The organism is Pseudotabrizicola formosa (assembly GCF_002900965.1).
GTDB classification, from domain to species: Bacteria; Pseudomonadota; Alphaproteobacteria; order Rhodobacterales; family Rhodobacteraceae; genus Pseudotabrizicola; species Pseudotabrizicola formosa.
Genome location: NZ_PJOM01000002.1, coordinates 569,129 through 587,318, shown reverse-complemented (window position 1 = coordinate 587,318; position 18,190 = coordinate 569,129). Strand labels below are relative to the sequence as shown.

Genomic DNA, 18,190 nt, shown 5'->3' with positions numbered 1-18,190 from the left:
AGGTCACCAGCCGGATGTCTGGCCCGGCCGGGGCGCTCAGTCGCCCAGCATCCGCGCCGCCATCTCGGTCAGATCCCGGCTCAGCCCGTCGGTGGCCAGCATCCGGCGCAACACGTCGCGCACCCTGCCCTGCCGGTCGGCGTCATAGCGTGGCCAGGTCTCGAACGCCGTGGACATCCGCGCCGCCGTTTGCGGGTTCAGCGGGTCCAGCCGCAACAGCCAATCGGCCACCAGCGCATAGCCTGCCCCGCTGCTGTGGTGGAACCCGGCATGATTGCCCGACAAGGCCCCGATCACCGCGCGGAAGCGGTTGGGGTTTTTCCAGTCGAAATCCGGGTGTTCGGTCAATCCGCGTGTCACCTCTGCCGCCCTGTCAGGTGCGGCATAGGCGATCTGCAACGCAAACCATTTGTCCATCACATTGCGGTCAGCCGCCCAGCGTGCGGCAAAGCGTGCAAGCTCTTGCTGGCCCGAACCGATATCCAGCAGGCAGGACAGAGCGCCCACCTCTTCGGTCATATTATCCGCCGCAGCATAGGCCGCCTGTGCCGCCCGACCGCCATCAACCCGGGACAGCAGCGACAGGGCCGCCAGCCGCAAGGCCCTGCGCCCTGCGGCGCGGGCGTCGGGGGTGAAGGGGCCCGGCTCGGCCAGGGCGGCAATCAACCCCGGCAAGGCCCCGGCCAGCCGCTGTGCCAAGGCATCACCCATCCGACGGCGGGCGGCGTAAATACCTGCCGGATCAGGCACATGACCCGAGGCATGCAAGGTCTGCGCCATATCGTCATCCGATGGCAGGCGCAGGCACAGCGCGCGGAAGGCCGGATCAAGACTGTCATCCTGCGCCACGCGCGCCAGTGCATCCAGCCAGTCCGGCCCCGGCGCTGCCCCTTCGGTCACCATCCGCGCCAGCAGATCCTTGGCAAGCGCGCGTCCCGCCTCCCATTTGTTGAACGGGTCCGTGTCATGCGCGAGCAAAAAGGCGCGCTCCTCCGCGCTGACCCTATGATCCAGCACCACCGGCGCGGAAAACCCGCGCAGGATCGACGGTACCGGGCGCGCCGCCAGCCCTTCGAACCGGAAGGATTGGCGGGTTTGCGTCATCTCCAGCACCGTGGTCGGCACCACCTCATCGCCATTGGGGTTCAGAAGACCCACCGCAATCGGCAGCACCTTGGCCCCTTTGTCCGGCTGCCCCGGTGTGGCTGGGTTTTCCTGTTCGAAATGAAGGGTGTAGACGCCGTCGTTGAAGTCATCTCTCACCTTCAGCCTTGGCGTCCCCGCCTCCGCATACCAGCGCTTGAACTGAGTCAGATCGCGGCCCGTCGCATCCTGAAACACCGCCAGCCAGTCCTCAATGGTGGCCGCCTGCCCGTCATGCCGGTCAAAATACAGGTCCAGCGCGCGGGCATAGCCCTCATCCCCCACCAGACGCTTCAGCATGCCGATCACCTCGGCCCCTTTTTCGTAAATGGTTGCCGTGTAGAAATTATTGATCTCCACATAGGTCTCGGGCCGCACCGCATGCGCGAGGGGCCCCTGATCCTCGCGGAACTGGCGGGCGCGGAGCATCAGCACATCCTCGATCCGCTTCACCGCATGGCTGCGCATGTCGCCGGAAAACTGCTGGTCACGGAAGACGGTCAGCCCTTCCTTCAGGCACAGCTGAAACCAGTCGCGGCAGGTGATGCGGTTGCCGGTCCAGTTGTGGAAATACTCATGCGCGATGATCGCCTCAATCCGGGCGAAATCATCGTCGGTGGCGGTTTCCGGGCTGGCCAGCACGAATTTGGAGTTGAAGATGTTCAACCCCTTGTTCTCCATCGCGCCCATGTTGAAATCATCCACAGCGACGATGTTGAACACATCCAGATCATATTCGCGGTCGTAGACCTGTTCATCCCAGCGCATCGAGCGGATCAGACTGTCCATCGCATAGGCGCAACGTCCTTCATCGCCCGGGCGCACCCAGATGTTGAGCGCCACATCGCGGCCAGACAGGGTGCGGAAGGCGGCAGAATGCGCGCGCAGATCGCCCGCGACCAGCGCGAACAGATAGGCGGGTTTGGGCCAGGGATCATCCCAGTCCGCCCAGTCGGGCCCTTGCGCCACAAGATTGCCGTTCGACAACAGCACCGGCTGGTCGCCCTTCACCCGAACCCGGAACCGCGCCATCACATCCGGGCGGTCGGGGTAGAAGGTGATCTTGCGGAACCCTTCCGCCTCGCATTGGGTGCAATACATACCGCGCGACATATACAGGCCTTCCAGCGCGGTGTTGCCTTCGGGCGCGATCTCGACCTCGGTTTCCAGCACAAAGTCTGCGTCGGGCAGATCCGCCGCAAGGATGGTCAGGCCGGTGCCATCGGGTTGTGCGGCCAGCGTCCGACCGTCGACCCTGAGCGCCAAAAGCCGAAGCCCTTCGCCATCCAGCCGCAGATCATGGCCCGCCCCCCGCGCGGGATTGGGCCGCATCTCCAGCCGTGCCATCACCCGCGTCGCCTGAGGTGACAGATCGAAGGTCAGGGCAACCTGATCGATCAGGTGCGTGAACGGCTGGTAGTCTGCAAGGTGAATGGCGCGCGCTTCGGTCATGGCAAGGGTCTCCTGTCCCGGCCCAAGCTAGGCGCTTGGGCCGCGCGCGCAAGCCCGAAGGCCTTGCACCGGGGCAAAAAGACCGGCCATCGCGGATCGGGGCTTTACGAATCCGCGCCAGCCGCTATCTCTTTGTTCCATGAATGTTCTTGTCTGGTTCAAGCGCGATCTGCGGGTCCATGACCACCCGGCCCTGACCCATGCCTTGGGTCTTGGGCCGGTCCTGCCGCTTTATATTGTGGAGCCGGAGTATTGGGCCCTGCCCGATACCTCGGCCCGGCAATGGGAGTTTACCGCCGAATGCCTGACCGATCTGCGCCACGAACTGGGGGCGGCGGGGGCGCGGCTGATCGTGCGGGTCGGCGACGCGGTGGAAGTGATGGAGCGGTTGTGCCGCCAGCACCGCATCACCCACATTGTCAGCCATGAAGAGACCGGAAATCTGTGGACCTTTGCGCGCGACTGCCGCGTGGCGGCATGGGCCAGGGCGGCGGGCATCCTATGGACCGAACTGCCGCAATCGGGCGTGGTGCGCAGGCTGGGCGGGCGCGATGGCTGGGCGCGGCGGCGCGACAGCTTTACCGCGCAAGACCAGCTGCCCGCACCCATGGGGATGACCCCGGTACCGGGGGTGGAACCGGGGGTGATTCCCACCGCCCGCGCATTGCGATTGACTGAGGACCGCTGCGCCCACCGGCAGGCGGGCGGGCGTCAGCACGCCCTGCTGGCGCTGGAGTCGTTCCTGACCAAACGCGGCGAGCCTTACCGTGCCGCCATGTCCTCGCCGTTGACGGGCGAGCGGGCCTGCTCGCGGCTGTCGCCCTATCTGGCGCTTGGCGCGCTGTCGGGGCGCGAAGTGGCGCAGGGCACCAGCGCCCGGCTGGCCGAACGCCCCGGCGGGCGCTGGCCGGGGTCATTGTCCAGCTTTCAAAGCCGTCTCGCCTGGCGCGACCATTTCATGCAAAAACTGGAGGATGAACCACAGATCGAAACCCGCTGCCTGCACCGTGCGGCGGAAGGTCTGCGCCCGCGCGACCCCGATGCTGGCCGCCTCGCGGCATGGCGGGCGGGGGAAACCGGTCTGCCCTTTGTCGATGCCTGTATGCGCTATCTGGCGGCGACCGGCTGGTTGAATTTCCGGATGCGGGCGATGGTGACTTCGGTTGCCTCCTATCACCTCTGGCTCGACTGGCGCGCCACCGGTCCGGTGCTGGCACGGCTGTTCACCGATTACGAGCCGGGCATTCACTGGCCGCAGGTGCAGATGCAGTCGGGCACCACCGGGATCAATACCCCAAGGATCTATAACCCGGTAAAACAGGGTCTGGATCAAGACCCAACCGGCACCTTCACCCGCCGCTGGGTGCCGGAACTGGCCGATGTGCCTGACGCCCTGTTGCAAAGCCCCTGGCGGTGGGAGGGCGCGCGGGGCCTGTTGGGCCGGCGCTACCCCGAGCCGGTGGTCGATGTGGTAGCCGCGCAGCGGGCGGCGCGCGATGCCATCTTTGGCCTGCGCAAGGCCGCGCCGCGCGCCGAGATTGTGGAGATCATCGAACGCCATGCCAGCCGTGCCGATGCGCGTTTTGTCAACGACCGCGCCCCGCGCAGGCGCGCCGCTTTGTCTTCGGCGCAAGGGCACGGCGTGCTGGCAGCGCAACTGAGCTTTGAGCTGTAAACCATGGGAAAGATGGTCAAAAAAGGCGATCTTCCCAGCAAGATCTGTGCGCAATGCGGCAAGCCTTTTGCCTGGCGCAAGAAATGGGAAAAGGTCTGGCACGAGGTGCGGTATTGTTCCGACCGCTGTCGGAGCGAGGCAAAGCGCAAGCCCGGCTAAGCCCTTTGCGCCATGGCTGCCAGTTTTGCCAAAGTCTGATGGCCCAGGTCCACCGCCCCAAATCCCACCGCCAGGCTGCGCGCGGCCAAAGTGGGGAAGGTCATTTCATAGCGGATGCGGGTGGCACCGTCCTCGGCGGTCAGGGTCATCACCACCTCATTGACCGCCTCATCCCCCTCGCCTGCGTCCAAGAGAAAGTCCAGCCGGTGCGGGGCCTCCATCCGCGTGTAGCGGTGACGGTTCGGCCAGACCTTGCCATCCGGCCCGGTCATGTCAAACAGCCAGTGCCCGCCCGCCCGCAGGTCGATGTCATGGGTCTGGCAGCTGAACCCCTCTGGCCCGAACCAGAGCGGCAACAGCGCCGGATCGGTCCAGCAGCGCCAGACCTTGGCCACCGGCGCAGGAATCACTCGCGACAGGGTGATGCTGCGCCCGGTCACAACGTCACCGCCACGCGTTCCAACTGGTCCGCCGCCATGCCCCAGCCCTGATGAAAGCCCATGTCTTCATGGGATTTGCGCTGGTCCGCGGTGCGGTGCAGAGCAATGGCGCGGTAGAGCGTGCCAGAGCCTTCGTGTTCCAGCAGGATCAGTGCGGTCATGCCAAAGCTGTCGGCTGCCGGGCGATAACCGGGGCCGAGCAGGTCGGTCCAGACCAGACGCCGCTCTGGGACAACTTCCAGAATACAGCCCGCGCCGGTCTGGCTGTCCATGCCGGGAATATCCATCGTGGTCGCAAAAATGCCACCGGGGCGCAGGTCAATCTGCACATCGCGCGTGACCACAGGTTTTGGCGCGAACCACTGTTCCAGCAGCGCAGGTTCGGTCCAGCAGCGCCAGACCTTGGCCGGCGGGGCCTTGATATGGCGGGTCAGGTCAAGGTCTGTCTCGGGGTTCAGGATCATCGTCATCCTCCAGCGTTTCAAGGAAAGCTTCCAGCCGGTCACTCCGCGACTCCCCCTCGGCCCGGGGCGTGATCAGCCGGTCGGTTGCCAGATCAAGCGTCACCGGCCCCGCCTGATCCTGCAAAAGCGCATGGATGATACGCGACAGATCGGAGGCATGCTTAGCCATATGATTTCGTATCACCGCGGATATAGGCCACCAAGGAAAACTTGGAACCTTGGCTTTGTGTGGCACTCTTCGCCAAATGCGAAAGCTGTCATCCGAATTATTTGGTAAAATAACTTGACCGCTTTTGTTGCCTCTGGCGCCTTTTCTGACTATCTCTGCCCGCAGCATACCACGGCATCCCATCGGACACCGCCCCCAGCAGCGAGGACACCCATGACAGACCGCATCGCCATCACCGGGCTGAAGGTTGACGCCCGTCTTGTGGACTTCGTCGAAAAGCAGGCCCTTCCCGGCACCGGCATAGAGGCGGCCAGTTTCTGGCACGGATTTGCCGGCGCAGTGGCCGATCTGATGCCGAAGAACACGGCTTTGCTGGCAAAGCGCGCAGAGATGCAGGCGCAGATCGACAGCTGGCACAAGGCGCGTCAGGGGCAGGTGTTTGACGCCGCCGCCTATAAGGCATTTTTGACCGAGATCGGCTATCTGGTGCCGGAAGGCCCCGATTTCACGATTGAAACCACGCAGACCGATCCGGAAATCGCCCTTGTCCCCGGCCCGCAGCTGGTGGTGCCGGTGATGAACGCGCGCTATGCGCTGAACGCGGCCAATGCGCGCTGGGGCAGCCTTTATGATGCGCTGTATGGCACCGATGCCTTGGGCGATCTGCCGACGGCCAAGGGCTATGACGCGGCGCGTGGCGCCCGGGTCGTGGCCTGGGGCCGGGCCTTCCTGGATGAGTCAGTGCCACTGGCCGCAGGGTCCTGGTCTGAAGCGCGTGGCTTCCGCGTCGATGCGGGCCAGCTGTGGGTGACCGGGGCCGCCGATGCGGTCGGTCTGGCCGATGCGTCGCGCTTTGCCGGTTTTGCGGGCGACCCGACAGCGCCGACGATGATTGTACTGAAAAACAATGGCTTGCATATTGCTCTTCAGGTGGATGCCACCACGCCCACCGGGCGGGATGATCTGGCGCATGTGTCGGATATCCGGCTGGAATCTGCGATGTCGGCGATCATGGATTGCGAGGATTCCGTCGCCGCAGTCGACGCTGAAGACAAGGTGCTGGCTTACGGCAACTGGCTGGGGCTGATGAAGGGCGATCTGGCCGAGGTGATCGTCAAGGGCGGCAAGGAGTCGGTGCGTCGGCTGAACCCGGACCTGACCCTGACCGCACCGGATGGCGGCACGCTCACGCTCAAATCCCGCGCGCTGATGCTGGTGCGCAACGTGGGCCACCTGATGACCAACCCGGCAATCCTGACAGAGGATGACCGTGAAATCGGGGAAGGCATCATGGATGCTTTCCTGACCACGCTCTGCGCCATGCATGATCTGAAAAAGGCGCAAGGCACCCGCAATTCGACCATGGGATCGGTCTATGTGGTCAAGCCAAAGATGCACGGCCCCGAAGAAGTGGCCTTCGCCTGTGAAATCTTTGACCGGGTGGAACAGGTTCTGGGCCTGCCCCGCTTTACCGTCAAACTGGGCATCATGGATGAAGAGCGCCGCACCAGTGCCAATCTGAAGGAGTGTATCCGCGCGGCCAAGGATCGGGTAGCCTTCATCAACACCGGGTTCCTCGACCGGACCGGGGATGAGATCCACACCAGCATGGAAGCCGGCCCCATGGTCCGCAAGGGCGACATGAAAGCCTCAAGCTGGATCAAGGCCTATGAGGACCGCAATGTCGACATCGGTCTGGCGTGTGGCTTGCAGGGCCGCGCACAGATCGGCAAGGGCATGTGGGCGGCCCCTGATCTGATGGGCGACATGCTGGCGCAGAAGATTGCGCATCCGCAGGCCGGCGCCAATTGCGCCTGGGTGCCTTCGCCCACCGCCGCGACGCTGCATGCCACGCATTACCACCGCGTCGATGTGCTGGCGCGGCAGGCCGACATTGCAGCGGGTGGACCGCGCGGCACGTTGGACGCGCTGCTGGCCATTCCGCTGGCCACCGGCGCCAACTGGTCGGAAGAGGACATCCGGCAAGAGGTGGAAAACAACGCGCAGGGCATTCTGGGCTATGTGGTGCGCTGGATCGATCAGGGCGTGGGCTGCTCCAAGGTGCCAGACATTCATGATGTGGGCCTGATGGAAGACCGCGCCACCTGCCGGATCTCGTCGCAGGCCTTGGCAAACTGGCTGCATCACGGGGTGATCACCGAGGATCAGGTGATCACGGCCATGCGCAAGATGGCAGCCGTGGTGGACCGGCAGAACGAAGGCGACCCGCTCTATCAAGCGATGGCTCCGGGCTATGACGGGGTTGCATTCCGCGCCGCCTGTGATCTGGTGCTCAAGGGGCGCGCGCAACCTTCGGGCTATACCGAACCGGTGTTGCACGCCCGGCGTCTGGAAAAGAAGGCAGAAGCGCTATGACGATCAGCATCGCACAGGCCCGCACGATCATCGCCACCGCCCTGGCCAAGGGGCGTGAGGCCGGTATGAAGCCGCTCTCGGTGGTGGTGGTCGATGCCGGTGGCCACACCATCGCCTTTGAGCGTGAGGATGGGGCGGCACCAGGCCGCTATGCGCTTGCGCATGGCAAGGCCAATGGCTGCATCATGCTGGGTCTGCCCGGCAGCGCCATCCACGCCCGCGCCGATGCCCAGGCCTATTTCGTTCAGGCGATGAACGGGCTTTATGGGGGCGACTTCGTGCCGGTCAAGGGCGGGGTTCTGGTGCGCGATGCGGGCGGCACGGTGCTGGGTGCGGTGGGTGTCACCGGTGACACGTCAGACAATGACGCACTGGCCGCCTGCGCGGGGATCGAGGCGGCGGGGCTGGTGGCGGAAAGCTGACGCGCCGCCCCTGCCCTCAGCCAATATCCAGCGCGATGGAATGAACCCGCGTGTTCAGATCGCCAAGTGCCGCATGAACCGCGCGGTGGCGCGCCACCCGGGTCATTGCAGCCAGACTGTCGGCCCGCAGCAGGATGCGGAAATGGCTTTCGCCGGTGCCATCATCGCCAGCATGGCCAGCATGCATATGACTTTCATTCACGATTTCAATCTGTTGCGGCGCGAATGCCGCAATCAGCCGCTGTTCCATTTCGGTCTTCACGGTCATTTTTGATCTGCCCCCTTCAATCTGCCGCCCAAACCCCTAAACTGTGCCGCCCGAGTCGGAAAGACAAAGGGATGCAAGAAAGGCAGACCATGGTCACGAAACCCCCCTTCGAATTCGACATCCGCGTCTCGGCGGACAAGAAGCGCAAGAAAACCACACGGCGGGGGATGTCTGGCGCATTCGAGACCTCGAACAAACCCTGCGACTTTCCGGGCTGCTCGGAGGCCGGGGCTTACCGCGCGCCCAAAAGCCCCGATCTGCTGGATGAATTCTTCTGGTTCTGCAAGGACCACATCCGCGAGTATAACCTGAAGTGGAATTTCTTTCAGGGCACGTCGGACGATGATTTCCAGAAGTTCCTCGACAAGGACAGGGTCTGGGAACGCCCCACCAAACCGTTCAGCCGCAAGGATGACGGGCGGGCCTGGGCACGGCTGGGGGTGGATGACCCGCTGTCGCTGCTGGGGGAAAAGGCCACGCAGAACCCGGGCAGCCGCCCTGCCGGCACATCGACCCGCAAACTGCCGCCGACCGAACGCAAGGCGATCGAGATCCTGGATGCGCGCGACACCTGGACCAAGACCGAAATCCGCAAGCAATACAAATCTTTGGTCAAGGATCTTCATCCCGACATGAACGGTGGTGACCGGTCCGATGAAGAGCGCCTGCAAGAGGTGGTCTGGGCCTGGGATCAACTCAAGGACAGCCGTTACTTCCGGGAATGACGGGCGGCCGTGCTGGAAGTCAAAACAGCGGGCCAGGGCCCGCTGTTTGTCTGTTCCGGTGATGCACGCTCTCGGGCCGCGCGCTGTGTCAGGCCAAACGGAAGGTCAGCGCCGCGCCATTCATGCAATAGCGCTTGCCGGTTGGCTGCGGACCATCATCGAAGACATGGCCGAAATGCCCGCCGCAACGGCGGCAATGGACCTCGGTCCTTGTGCCGAACAGGCTGCGGTCTGCCTTGGTGCCCACCGCATTCTGCAGCGGCTGCCAGAAGCTGGGCCAGCCGGTGCCACTGTCATATTTGTGCTCGGACGAAAACGCCGGCAGGTCACAGCCCGCGCAGTGATAGGTGCCGGCCCGGGTTTCGGTGTCGAGCGGGCTGGTGAAGGCGCGTTCTGTCGCCTCTTCGCGCAACACGCGATAGGGCAGATCGCCCAGCTTTGCCCGCCATTCCGCCTCGGACAGCTGGTATTCGAAATTGCCCTCGGCAGACCAGGCGGACTGGCCCATCACAAAAAGGGCCACGCCCCCCAATACAACTGCACGTCTGTTCATGACCGTCTCCCTTTGCACAAAGCATACACCGGCTTTACGCGGGCGCAGGACCAAAGGTTTCACGCTCACGCAAACGGGAACGCATGCCCTTGCCCTTGAACCCCCCGGTATTATGCTCCACAACTCCACCAAACATCACCGAAAGACCGGAACAGGACGAAGCACGATGCTGGATCACGCCATGAAGCCGACCGAAGAAATCAATGTGCGTGAGGTGTTCGGCATCGACACCGACATGAAGGTCAAGGGCTTTGCCGAAGCGACAGACCGCGTGCCGGCAATTGATCCGACCTACAAGTTCGATCCGGACACCACTTTGGCGATTCTGGCAGGCTTTGCCTATAACCGTCGGGTGATGATCCAAGGCTATCACGGCACGGGGAAATCGACCCATATCGAACAGGTGGCCGCGCGGCTGAACTGGCCTTGCGTGCGCGTCAACCTTGACAGCCACATCAGCCGGATCGACCTGATCGGCAAGGATGCGATCAAGCTGCGCGATGGCAAGCAGGTGACGGAGTTTCACGAAGGCATCCTGCCCTGGGCCTTGCGCAACACCGTGGCCATCGTGTTTGACGAATATGACGCTGGCCGCGCCGATGTGATGTTCGTCATTCAGCGCGTGCTGGAAACCGATGGCAAGCTGACGCTGCTGGACCAGAATGAAATCATCACGCCCAATCCCTATTTCCGCCTGTTCGCCACCGCAAACACGGTGGGTCTGGGCGATACCACGGGGCTTTATCACGGCACCCAGCAGATCAACCAGGCGCAGATGGACCGCTGGAGCCTTGTGGCCACGCTGAACTACCTGTCCCATGATGCCGAAGCCGCGATCGTTCTGGCCAAAAGCCCGCATTACAACACCGAAAAAGGCCGCAAGCAGATCAGCCAGATGGTCACCGTGGCCGATCTGACCCGCACCGCCTTTATGAATGGCGATCTGTCCACTGTGATGAGCCCGCGCACCGTGTTGAACTGGGCGCAGAATGCCGAGATCTTCCGCAATGTGGGCTATGCCTTCCGGCTGACCTTCCTCAACAAATGCGACGAGCTGGAACGGCAGACGGTGGCCGAATTCTACCAGCGCTGCTTTGCCGAGGAACTGCCGGAGTCAGCTGCTTCGATGGCGATGAAATAAGTCGGTCGGGCGGGGGTCTCCCCGCCTGTGCCGCAGCGGCGGGGAGACCCCCGCCCTACCGGGGCGAGAGATGACCAAACCCACCGACAACCCAGCCGATCCGTTCAAGAAGGCCCTTGCCGAGGCCACCAAGGTCATGGCCGATGATCCGGAGATGACCGTCACCTATTCGGTGGACCCGCCGGGCATGAACCGCGATGGCGTGCGCCTGCCGCAGGTCAGCCGCCGGATGACCCGGGATGAGGTGCTTCTGGCCCGCGGCACGGCGGATGCCTTTGCCTTGCGCCGCAAGTTCCATGACGAGGCGGTGTCAAACCGCTATGCGCCCTCTGGCCAGATGGCGCGCGACATCTATGACGCGATGGAAACCGCCCGCTGCGAGGCGGTGGGCGCCCGGGCGATGCCGGGCACGGCAGGCAATATCGACGCCAAGATCGGGCATGAGGCGGACCGCAAGGGCTATGCCCAGATCACCAATTCTCAGGATGCGCCCTTGTCGGTGGCGGCGGGCTATCTGGTGCGCCATCTGGCCACCGGGCGCGATCTGCCTGCCGGGGCGGAGAACGTGATGAACCTGTGGCGCGGCTTCATCGAAGAACAGGCCAGCGGCACATTGGAAAACATCGACCATGTGCTGGCCGATCAGGCGGCTTTTGCCCGCCTGACCCGCAAGGTGATTTCCGACCTTGGCTACGGCGACCAGCTGGGCGACGACCCCGACGCGCCCGACGATGATGCCGCCGATGATCAGGCGCAGGAAGACGAGGACAGCCCCGAAAGCGAAGGCGAGGATCAGTCCGAACAGGACGAGTCCGAAGCCAGCCCCGAGCGCAGCCAGGAAGACCAGCAGGACCAGTCTCAGGCGCAGGTCTCGATGGAAGACAGCGCCGATATGGAGCAGGGCGATGAGGCGGAACTGCCCGAGGGCGAGGCCCCGCTGGAGCCGCCGCCCCCTGCCCCGCATTCTTCGGCCGATCCGAACTATACCGTCTATACCACAGATTTTGATGAGGAAATCCGCGCGGAAGATCTGGCCGAACCGGCAGAGCTGGAACGGTTGCGCGCCTACCTCGACCAGCAGCTGGAACCGCTCAAAGGGGCCGTCAGCCGGCTTGCCAACAAGCTGCAACGCCGGTTGCAGGCGCAACAGAACCGCTCTTGGGATTTCGATCTGGAAGAGGGCACGCTGGATGCGGGCCGCTTGGCGCGTGTGGTGGCCAACCCGACCACGCCGCTGAGCTTCAAGCAGGAAAAGGACACCGAGTTCCGCGACACCTGCGTGACGATCCTTCTGGACAACTCCGGCTCGATGCGCGGGCGGCCCATCAGCATTGCCGCGATCTGTGCCGATGTGCTGGCCCGCACGCTGGAACGCTGTTCGGTGAAGGTGGAGATCCTTGGCTTCACCACCCGCGCCTGGAAGGGTGGCCAAAGCCGCGAACGCTGGCTGGCCCAGGGGCGGCCACAGCAGCCGGGGCGGCTGAACGATCTGCGCCACATCATCTACAAGGGGGCGGATGCGCCCTGGCGCCGGGCGCGGCCCAATCTGGGGCTGATGATGAAAGAGGGCCTCTTGAAGGAAAACATCGACGGCGAGGCGCTGGAATGGGCGCATCGCCGCGCGGCGGCCCGGCCCGAGGCGCGCAAGATCCTGATGGTGATTTCCGATGGCGCGCCGGTGGATGACAGCAGCCTGTCGGTCAACCCGGCGAACTTTCTGGAAAAACACCTGCGCGACGTGATCGCCATGGTCGAACGCAAGCGCGCGGTGGAGCTGATTGCCATCGGCATCGGCCATGACGTGACCCGCTATTACCAGCGCGCCGTGACCATCACCGATGTGGAACAGCTGGCGGGCGCGATGACCGAACAGCTGGCCGGGCTGTTTGACACCGATCCGCGCAAGCGGGCGCGGGTGCTGGGGCTGCGCAAGACCGGTTAGGATGGCTGCGGTCAGTTGGGGGGGCCGCCCCCCTTTGTCGCGCCCCCGGCGTATTTCTGAAAGGTGCAAACCATGTTCCAGAGCTTTGACAGCCATGCCACACCGGACCACGGCCCGCCCCGTTTGGCCGCGCTGCGCGAGGTGATGGCGCGCGAGGGGCTGGCCGGATTCATCGTGCCGCGCGCCGATGCGCATCAGGGCGAATACGTGGCGGCACGGGACGAGAGGTTGCAATGGCTGACCGGGTTTACCGGATCGGCCGGTTTTGCGGTGGTGCTTCCCACAATCGCAGGGGTGTTCATTGACGGGCGATACCGGCTGCAGGTCAAGACGCAAGTGGACCTTGGCCATTTCACCCCGGTGCCCTGGCCCGACATCAAGGCGGGGGACTGGATCAGACAGCATCTTGAGGCCGGAGAGATCGGCTTTGACCCCTGGCTGCACACGGCCGATGACATCGCTGCCCTGCGGGTGGTGCTGGAACCGGCGGGGCTTGGCCTGCGCGCCACGCGCAATCTGATTGATGCGGTCTGGCCGGATCAGCCGCCTGCCCCCTGCGGGCTGGCCTTTGTGCATCCGGATGCTCTGGCCGGCGAGACCAGTGCCGAAAAGCGGGCGCGGCTGGCCGAGGGTTTGCGGACGGCCGGACAGCGGGCAGCGGTGATCACCCTGCCCGACTCGATCTGCTGGCTGCTCAACATCCGGGGTGCTGATGTGCCGAAAAACCCGGTGCTGCAGGGGTTTGCCATCCTGCTTGATGATGGCCGGGTGACGCTGTTCACCGATCTGGCCAAGCTGGATGGCCCCACGCGCGCCCATCTTGGCCCGCAGGTCACCTTGTGCCCGCCTGCCGCCTTTGTGCCCGCGCTGCGGAGTCTGACAGGGCCGGTGCGGGTGGATCGCGGCAGCGCGCCACTGGCCATCCGTGACGAGATGGCTGACGCGGGAATTGACGTGGTCTGGGGCGATGACCCCTGCCGCCTGCCCAAGGCGCGCAAAACCGCCGCCGAGATTGTCGGCATGCGCGAGGCCCATCTGCGCGATGGGGCGGCGATGGTGGAGTTTCTGTGCTGGCTCGACCGCCAGCCGGCGGGCAGCCTGACCGAAATTGACGTGGTGACCGCACTGGAAGGATTCCGCCGCGCCACCAATGCGCTGCATGACATCAGCTTTGACACTATCTGCGGCGCGGGGCCCCACGGGGCCATCATGCATTACCGCGTCACGCGAGAGACCAACCGGGCGGTGCGGGACAATGAACTGCTGCTGGTGGATTCCGGCGCGCAGTACCGCGACGGCACCACCGACATCACCCGCACGGTTGCGGTGGGCGACCCGGGCGAGGAAGCGCGGGCCTGCTATACCCGGGTGTTGCAAGGCATGATCGCGATTTCGCGGGCGCGCTTTCCCAAAGGCGTGGCGGGGCGCGATCTGGACCCGCTGGCCCGGTTTGCGTTGTGGGTGGCGGGGTTCGACTTCGACCACGGCACCGGGCATGGCGTGGGGGCGTTCCTGTCGGTGCATGAAGGGCCACAGCGGATCAGCCGGCTGTCCGAGGTGCCGTTGGAGCCCGGGATGATCCTGTCGAACGAGCCGGGCTATTACCGCGAAGGCGCGTTCGGCATCCGGCTGGAAAACCTGATCGTAGTGCAGGTCGCCTCGGATCTGGGCGACAAGCGGGCGCAGTACAGCTTTGAGACGCTGACCTTCGTACCGCTGGACCGCCGGCTGATCGTGACGGCCATGTTGTCGCCAGAGGACCGGCTCTGGCTCGACGCCTATCACGCACAGGTTCTGCACAAGATTGGCCCGCGGGTATCGGGCGCGGTGCGCGACTGGCTGACCGCCGCCTGCGCGCCGCTTTAGGCGGCTGCGGCGACCGATCGGATGCGGTCCACCATGGCGCGCACCCCGTTGGAGCGTTGTGCCGACAGGTGATCGTTCAGACCCAGCCGCCCCAGTTCGGCCGGCGCGTCGATGGAGGCCACCTGATCGACCGGCACCCCGGAATAGAGCGCGTGCAGGATGGCGATCAGGCCGCGCACGATCATCGCGTCACTTTCGCCCTGAAAATCGAACCGGCCTTCTGCCACTACGGGGCGCAGCCAGACCTGACTGGCGCAGCCATCGACCTTGAGCGCGGGCACCTTGAATTCATCGGGCAAGGGCGGCATCGCCTTTCCCAATTCGATCACATGGCGATAGCGGTCTTCCCAATCGTCGAGGAAATCGAAGGTTTCGGCAATGTCTTCAAAGGCGGGGGTGGCCATATGCGGGGCTCCTTTGCACAGGGAGGTAATGCCCTGCCCCGGATTGGTCCAGCCCCCTTGCCGCAAATCAACACCCGCCCTTTTCAAAAGCAGGCTGATCGGCTACCCAAGATCAAAGCCAAGATGGATGCACCGATGAAAACTCCTGTGACCGCCGCCCTTGTTGCCGTTCTGGTTCTGACATCCTGCGGGGCGGTGCGCGAGTCGCGGCTGAACCCGTTCAACTGGTTTGGGCGCTCTGAGCGGGTCGAGACCCTGGCATCGCAGCAACAGGCCGCCGATCCGCGTCTGCTGGTGGCGGATGTGACCGAGCTGAGTGTGGAGCCCTACACCGGCGGGGCCATCGTGCGGGCCACCGGGGTCATGGAAAGCCAAGGCTGGTGGGAGGCTGAACTGGTCGAGGTCAAAGGTGAGGACCCAACCCATCTGATGCTGGAGTTCCGCATCCTGCCGCCGGTGACGCAAACACCTGTCGGCAGCCAGCGGACACGGGAAGTGACCGCCGCAATGGCGATCAGCCCGCGCCGGCTGGAGGATATTTCGCGTATCACCGTGCAGGGTGAGCGGTCGGCGCGCACCACGGGCCGTTAAGGTTCCGGGGCGCGCGGATCAGGTCAAAGCCTTATCACCCGCACCTCATTGCCCTTGGCCGACAGGGCAATCTCGCCCCGGCACAGGGCAAGCGCGTCATTCCCGAAGGCTTCCTTGCGCCAGCCGCCAAGGGCTTCGACCTCGCGCCCACCGGCAGCGATGGCGTCCAGATCGGCAGAGGACGCGATCAGCTTCGGGGCCACCCCAAGGCTTTCGGACTTGGCTTTCAACAGCACCCGCAACAGGTCGGCCAGAGCGGGGTTGACCTGAATCTGCTCGCGCTCATCCGCGACCTTTGGCATGTCTTCCGGCTTCATCGCCAGCCCGGCCTTGACAGCGGCCAGAATGCCATCGGCAATCTCGGGCTTGCGCCCTTCGCGCATCAGCAGGCGCGACCGCCCCAACTCTTCCACCGACGTGGGCCGGGTGGAGGCCAGTTCCAGCAGGGCATCATCCTTCATCACCCGGCTGCGCGGCACGTTGTTCTTTTGCGCATACTCCTCGCGGAACCGCGCCAATTCCTTGACCACGGCCAGAAACCGACCCGAGGTGGTGCGGGTCTTGATCCGCAGCCAGGCCTCTTCGGGGGTGGTGGTATAGGTCTCGGGGTTCACCAGCACGGCCAGTTCTTCGCCCACCCAATGTGACCGGCCATTCTTGGCCAGTTGGGCCGCCAGCCATTCATAGATCACCCGCAGATGGGTGACATCGGCAATGGCATATTCCTTTTGCGCATCGGTCAGCGGGCGGCGCGACCAGTCGGTGAACCGGCTGGTCTTGTCGAGGTTTTCCTTGGCGATCTTGCGCACCAGCGTCTCATAGCCCACCTGTTCGCCAAAGCCGCAGACCATGGCGGCGATCTGGGTATCAAACAGGGGTTCGGGAAACACATTGCCTTCGACGAAGAAGATCTCCAGATCCTGCCGGGCCGCGTGGAACACCTTGACCGTCGCCTTGTGGCGAAACAGGTCATAGAGTGGCTCCATGCTCATGGCCTCGCCCTCGATCGGGTCGACCAGCACCGCATCGCCATTCTTGCCGGGCAAGGCCATCTGGATCAGGCACAGCTTTGACCAATAGGTCCGCTCACGCAGGAATTCGGTGTCGATGGTAACGTAAGGCTGGGCTTTGGCAGCCTCGCAAAAGGCGGCGAGGTCTTCAGTCGTGGTGATGGTGCGCATAGGTCGCGTCTTTCAAGGGGCCGCGGGGGCATCCCGCAACGGGTGTCCTTCCGCTATAGGCGGCGGCCTTCACCTTGAAAAGCCCCGGCTTTCCAATTTTAGGGGTTTTCACTGCGACAGGTGCTGGCAAGGCTGCTAGGTTTCCGGCAAGCAGCGCAGAAGTTTCCCAAGATGGCACAGACAGAACTTTTCCTGCGTGGCGATCAGATCGCCACGTATCGATCGCTTGCGTCCTCTGGCAATGGCGATAACATGACGGTGACCCTGGCCGGGGTGGAACCGCTTGGCGCGGCCGACCGCACCTTTCGGGTGGTGGTGCGGCAGGTCAATCCGGGCGAGACCCATTTCAGCAACGGCCAGTTCGTCGATATCTATGCCTGGCCGGAAACTGATCCGCCGGAACGCCCGCTGGTCCGAAACCTGAACCCACAGCATGATCAGTATCAGGGGCGCGCGTCCTCTGGCGGACATGAGATTTTCACCAATCCTGCCAAAATCCTGTTCCAGGTCGATGGGGTTTCTGCCGGCAGGGTCCAATACGGGCCGGGTATCAACCCGCCCCGGGCAGAGAAACTGCCGTTCAGCGCCTTTGCCGACAGCCCGCCCGCCATTCCCTGCTTTGTTGCGGGCACCCGGATTCTGACCCATCGCGGCATGCTGGGGGTCGAAGGTCTGCGTCCCGGCGATCTGGTGCAGACCATGGACAACGGCTATGCCCCGGTGGTCTGGGCCGGGCGGCGCACGGTCTGCGGGCTGGGCAGCATGGCCCCGGTGCGCTTTGCCGCCGGCGCAATGGGCAACCAGCGCGATCTGCTGGTGTCGCCCCAGCACCGCATGCTGGTCAGTGGCTGGCCATCCGAGCTGACGACGGGTGAGCGCGAAACCCTTGCCGCCGCCCGTCATCTGATCAACGGGCGCACGATCCGGCGCTTGCGCCGGCCCACGGTGACCTATGTGCATATCTTGTGCGAAGATCATCAGGTGATCTTTGCCGAAGGCGCCGCAACCGAGAGCCTGTTCGCCGGCGGGGTGGCGCTGTCCGCCTTTGACCGGCAGGCGCGCGATGAGATTCGCCGGCTGTTTCCAGAGTTATGCCCGGTGACCGGCACCGGCAGCGGGCTGGCGCGACCGCTCTTGCCAGCGGTTGCGGCGCGTCTGGCAGGTTTTTGTTAGCCTGTCCTGATGATCCGCAAGCCGGTTTGCCCGTTTCCGGGCAAAC

At 64.2% G+C, this 18,190-nt stretch carries 18 protein-coding genes; 10 read left to right on the top strand and 8 right to left on the bottom strand.

Going from position 1 to position 18,190, the window contains the following annotated elements:
• Positions 1-36 precede the first annotated feature (36 nt).
• A complete protein-coding gene (pepN, locus tag CXR43_RS06845) occupies positions 37-2,595 on the bottom strand; it encodes an aminopeptidase N (RefSeq protein WP_103333298.1) in 2,559 nt (852 codons plus the stop codon).
• A gap of 139 nt (positions 2,596-2,734) precedes the next feature.
• Here pepN and CXR43_RS06840 point away from each other — a divergent pair, with 139 nt between their 5' ends.
• Together CXR43_RS06840 and CXR43_RS06835 are read left to right on the top strand one after the other, a co-directional pair.
• Complete coding sequence (locus CXR43_RS06840) at positions 2,735-4,270, top strand: FAD-binding domain-containing protein (RefSeq protein ID WP_103333297.1); 1,536 nt, start codon at positions 2,735-2,737, stop codon at positions 4,268-4,270.
• Positions 4,271-4,273: 3 nt separating this feature from the next.
• Complete coding sequence (locus tag CXR43_RS06835) at positions 4,274-4,429, top strand: DUF2256 domain-containing protein (protein ID WP_210402061.1); 156 nt, start codon at positions 4,274-4,276, stop codon at positions 4,427-4,429.
• Here the strand turns inward: CXR43_RS06835 and CXR43_RS06830 are convergent.
• Genes CXR43_RS06830 through CXR43_RS06820 form a run of 3 tightly spaced genes read right to left on the bottom strand, consistent with a single transcriptional unit; the run spans position 4,426 to position 5,502 of the window.
• On the bottom strand, positions 4,426-4,869 hold the full coding sequence (locus CXR43_RS06830) for an SRPBCC domain-containing protein (protein ID WP_168219770.1): 444 nt from the start codon (positions 4,867-4,869) through the stop codon (positions 4,426-4,428). The genes CXR43_RS06835 and CXR43_RS06830 overlap by 4 nt on opposite strands.
• Positions 4,866-5,333 (bottom strand): SRPBCC family protein, encoded by a 468-nt coding sequence (locus CXR43_RS06825; RefSeq protein ID WP_210402060.1) that lies wholly within the window; start codon positions 5,331-5,333, stop codon positions 4,866-4,868. The genes CXR43_RS06830 and CXR43_RS06825 overlap by 4 nt, the downstream gene beginning before the upstream one ends.
• On the bottom strand, positions 5,305-5,502 hold the full coding sequence (locus CXR43_RS06820; protein ID WP_103333294.1) for a hypothetical protein: 198 nt from the start codon (positions 5,500-5,502) through the stop codon (positions 5,305-5,307). Before CXR43_RS06820 ends, CXR43_RS06825 begins: the two co-directional genes overlap by 29 nt.
• A gap of 213 nt (positions 5,503-5,715) precedes the next feature.
• Here CXR43_RS06820 and CXR43_RS06815 point away from each other — a divergent pair, with 213 nt between their 5' ends.
• Both CXR43_RS06815 and CXR43_RS06810 read left to right on the top strand, forming a co-directional pair.
• Positions 5,716-7,878 carry a malate synthase G gene (locus CXR43_RS06815; RefSeq protein ID WP_103333293.1) on the top strand — a complete coding sequence of 721 codons (2,163 nt, stop codon included), beginning with the start codon at positions 5,716-5,718 and terminating at the stop codon, positions 7,876-7,878.
• On the top strand, positions 7,875-8,300 hold the full coding sequence (locus CXR43_RS06810; RefSeq protein ID WP_103333292.1) for a GlcG/HbpS family heme-binding protein: 426 nt from the start codon (positions 7,875-7,877) through the stop codon (positions 8,298-8,300). Before CXR43_RS06815 ends, CXR43_RS06810 begins: the two co-directional genes overlap by 4 nt.
• Before the next feature lie 16 nt (positions 8,301-8,316).
• Here the strand turns inward: CXR43_RS06810 and CXR43_RS06805 are convergent, their stop codons facing one another.
• Entirely contained in the window at positions 8,317-8,568 is a 252-nt protein-coding gene (locus CXR43_RS06805; protein ID WP_103333291.1) for a BolA family protein, read from the bottom strand.
• Between the two features lie 89 nt (positions 8,569-8,657).
• Between CXR43_RS06805 and CXR43_RS06800 the strand changes: the two genes are divergently transcribed.
• Positions 8,658-9,293, top strand: coding sequence for a J domain-containing protein (locus CXR43_RS06800; protein WP_103334067.1), 636 nt, complete (start codon positions 8,658-8,660; stop codon positions 9,291-9,293).
• 88 nt (positions 9,294-9,381) lie between these two features.
• Here the strand turns inward: CXR43_RS06800 and msrB are convergent, their stop codons facing one another.
• A complete protein-coding gene (msrB, locus tag CXR43_RS06795) occupies positions 9,382-9,846 on the bottom strand; it encodes a peptide-methionine (R)-S-oxide reductase MsrB (RefSeq protein ID WP_103333290.1) in 465 nt (154 codons plus the stop codon).
• 166 nt (positions 9,847-10,012) lie between these two features.
• Between msrB and cobS the strand changes: the two genes are divergently transcribed.
• The 3 genes from cobS (at position 10,013) to CXR43_RS06780 (ending at position 14,795) form a co-directional block, all read left to right on the top strand.
• Positions 10,013-10,987 carry a cobaltochelatase subunit CobS gene (gene cobS, locus CXR43_RS06790; RefSeq protein ID WP_103333289.1) on the top strand — a complete coding sequence of 325 codons (975 nt, stop codon included), beginning with the start codon at positions 10,013-10,015 and terminating at the stop codon, positions 10,985-10,987.
• A gap of 70 nt (positions 10,988-11,057) precedes the next feature.
• Positions 11,058-12,929, top strand: a complete 1,872-nt coding sequence (gene cobT / locus CXR43_RS06785) for a cobaltochelatase subunit CobT (RefSeq protein WP_103333288.1) — start codon at positions 11,058-11,060, stop codon at positions 12,927-12,929.
• Positions 12,930-13,001: 72 nt separating this feature from the next.
• Positions 13,002-14,795 carry an aminopeptidase P family protein gene (locus CXR43_RS06780; RefSeq protein WP_103333287.1) on the top strand — a complete coding sequence of 598 codons (1,794 nt, stop codon included), beginning with the start codon at positions 13,002-13,004 and terminating at the stop codon, positions 14,793-14,795.
• Here CXR43_RS06780 and CXR43_RS06775 read toward each other — a convergent pair.
• On the bottom strand, positions 14,792-15,199 hold the full coding sequence (locus tag CXR43_RS06775; protein ID WP_103333286.1) for a SufE family protein: 408 nt from the start codon (positions 15,197-15,199) through the stop codon (positions 14,792-14,794). The two genes, CXR43_RS06780 and CXR43_RS06775, sit on opposite strands and share 4 nt — an antisense overlap.
• 135 nt (positions 15,200-15,334) lie before the next feature.
• Here CXR43_RS06775 and CXR43_RS06770 point away from each other — a divergent pair, with 135 nt between their 5' ends.
• Entirely contained in the window at positions 15,335-15,790 is a 456-nt protein-coding gene (locus tag CXR43_RS06770) for a hypothetical protein (protein ID WP_103334066.1), read from the top strand.
• Positions 15,791-15,813: 23 nt separating this feature from the next.
• On the opposite strand, the gene rnd is transcribed toward CXR43_RS06770, so the two are convergent.
• The gene (gene rnd, locus CXR43_RS06765; RefSeq protein ID WP_103333285.1) at positions 15,814-16,971 is read right to left on the bottom strand and encodes a ribonuclease D; all 1,158 of its coding nucleotides are present in this window, start codon (positions 16,969-16,971) and stop codon (positions 15,814-15,816) included.
• A gap of 171 nt (positions 16,972-17,142) precedes the next feature.
• Between rnd and CXR43_RS06760 the strand changes: the two genes are divergently transcribed.
• Positions 17,143-18,144, top strand: coding sequence for a Hint domain-containing protein (locus CXR43_RS06760; RefSeq protein WP_103333284.1), 1,002 nt, complete (start codon positions 17,143-17,145; stop codon positions 18,142-18,144).
• Positions 18,145-18,190: the final 46 nt, after the last annotated feature.

Excerpts from the sequence above, each read along its gene's own strand:
- rnd (WP_103333285.1), bottom strand. The coding sequence starts at position 16,971 with ATGCGCACCATCACCACGACTGAAGACCTCGCCGCCTTTTGCGAGGCT.
- CXR43_RS06760 (WP_103333284.1), top strand. The coding sequence starts at position 17,143 with ATGGCACAGACAGAACTTTTCCTGCGTGGCGATCAGATCGCCACGTAT.
- CXR43_RS06820 (WP_103333294.1), bottom strand. The coding sequence starts at position 5,502 with ATGGCTAAGCATGCCTCCGATCTGTCGCGTATCATCCATGCGCTTTTG.
- CXR43_RS06825 (WP_210402060.1), bottom strand. The coding sequence starts at position 5,333 with ATGATCCTGAACCCCGAGACAGACCTTGACCTGACCCGCCATATCAAG.
- CXR43_RS06770 (WP_103334066.1), top strand. The coding sequence starts at position 15,335 with ATGAAAACTCCTGTGACCGCCGCCCTTGTTGCCGTTCTGGTTCTGACA.
- CXR43_RS06800 (WP_103334067.1), top strand. The coding sequence starts at position 8,658 with ATGGTCACGAAACCCCCCTTCGAATTCGACATCCGCGTCTCGGCGGAC.
- CXR43_RS06835 (WP_210402061.1), top strand. The coding sequence starts at position 4,274 with ATGGGAAAGATGGTCAAAAAAGGCGATCTTCCCAGCAAGATCTGTGCG.
- msrB (WP_103333290.1), bottom strand. The coding sequence starts at position 9,846 with ATGAACAGACGTGCAGTTGTATTGGGGGGCGTGGCCCTTTTTGTGATG.
- cobS (WP_103333289.1), top strand. The coding sequence starts at position 10,013 with ATGCTGGATCACGCCATGAAGCCGACCGAAGAAATCAATGTGCGTGAG.
- CXR43_RS06805 (WP_103333291.1), bottom strand. The coding sequence starts at position 8,568 with ATGACCGTGAAGACCGAAATGGAACAGCGGCTGATTGCGGCATTCGCG.
- CXR43_RS06780 (WP_103333287.1), top strand. The coding sequence starts at position 13,002 with ATGTTCCAGAGCTTTGACAGCCATGCCACACCGGACCACGGCCCGCCC.
- pepN (WP_103333298.1), bottom strand. The coding sequence starts at position 2,595 with ATGACCGAAGCGCGCGCCATTCACCTTGCAGACTACCAGCCGTTCACG.
- CXR43_RS06840 (WP_103333297.1), top strand. The coding sequence starts at position 2,735 with ATGAATGTTCTTGTCTGGTTCAAGCGCGATCTGCGGGTCCATGACCAC.
- CXR43_RS06775 (WP_103333286.1), bottom strand. The coding sequence starts at position 15,199 with ATGGCCACCCCCGCCTTTGAAGACATTGCCGAAACCTTCGATTTCCTC.
- cobT (WP_103333288.1), top strand. The coding sequence starts at position 11,058 with ATGACCAAACCCACCGACAACCCAGCCGATCCGTTCAAGAAGGCCCTT.
- CXR43_RS06815 (WP_103333293.1), top strand. The coding sequence starts at position 5,716 with ATGACAGACCGCATCGCCATCACCGGGCTGAAGGTTGACGCCCGTCTT.
- CXR43_RS06810 (WP_103333292.1), top strand. The coding sequence starts at position 7,875 with ATGACGATCAGCATCGCACAGGCCCGCACGATCATCGCCACCGCCCTG.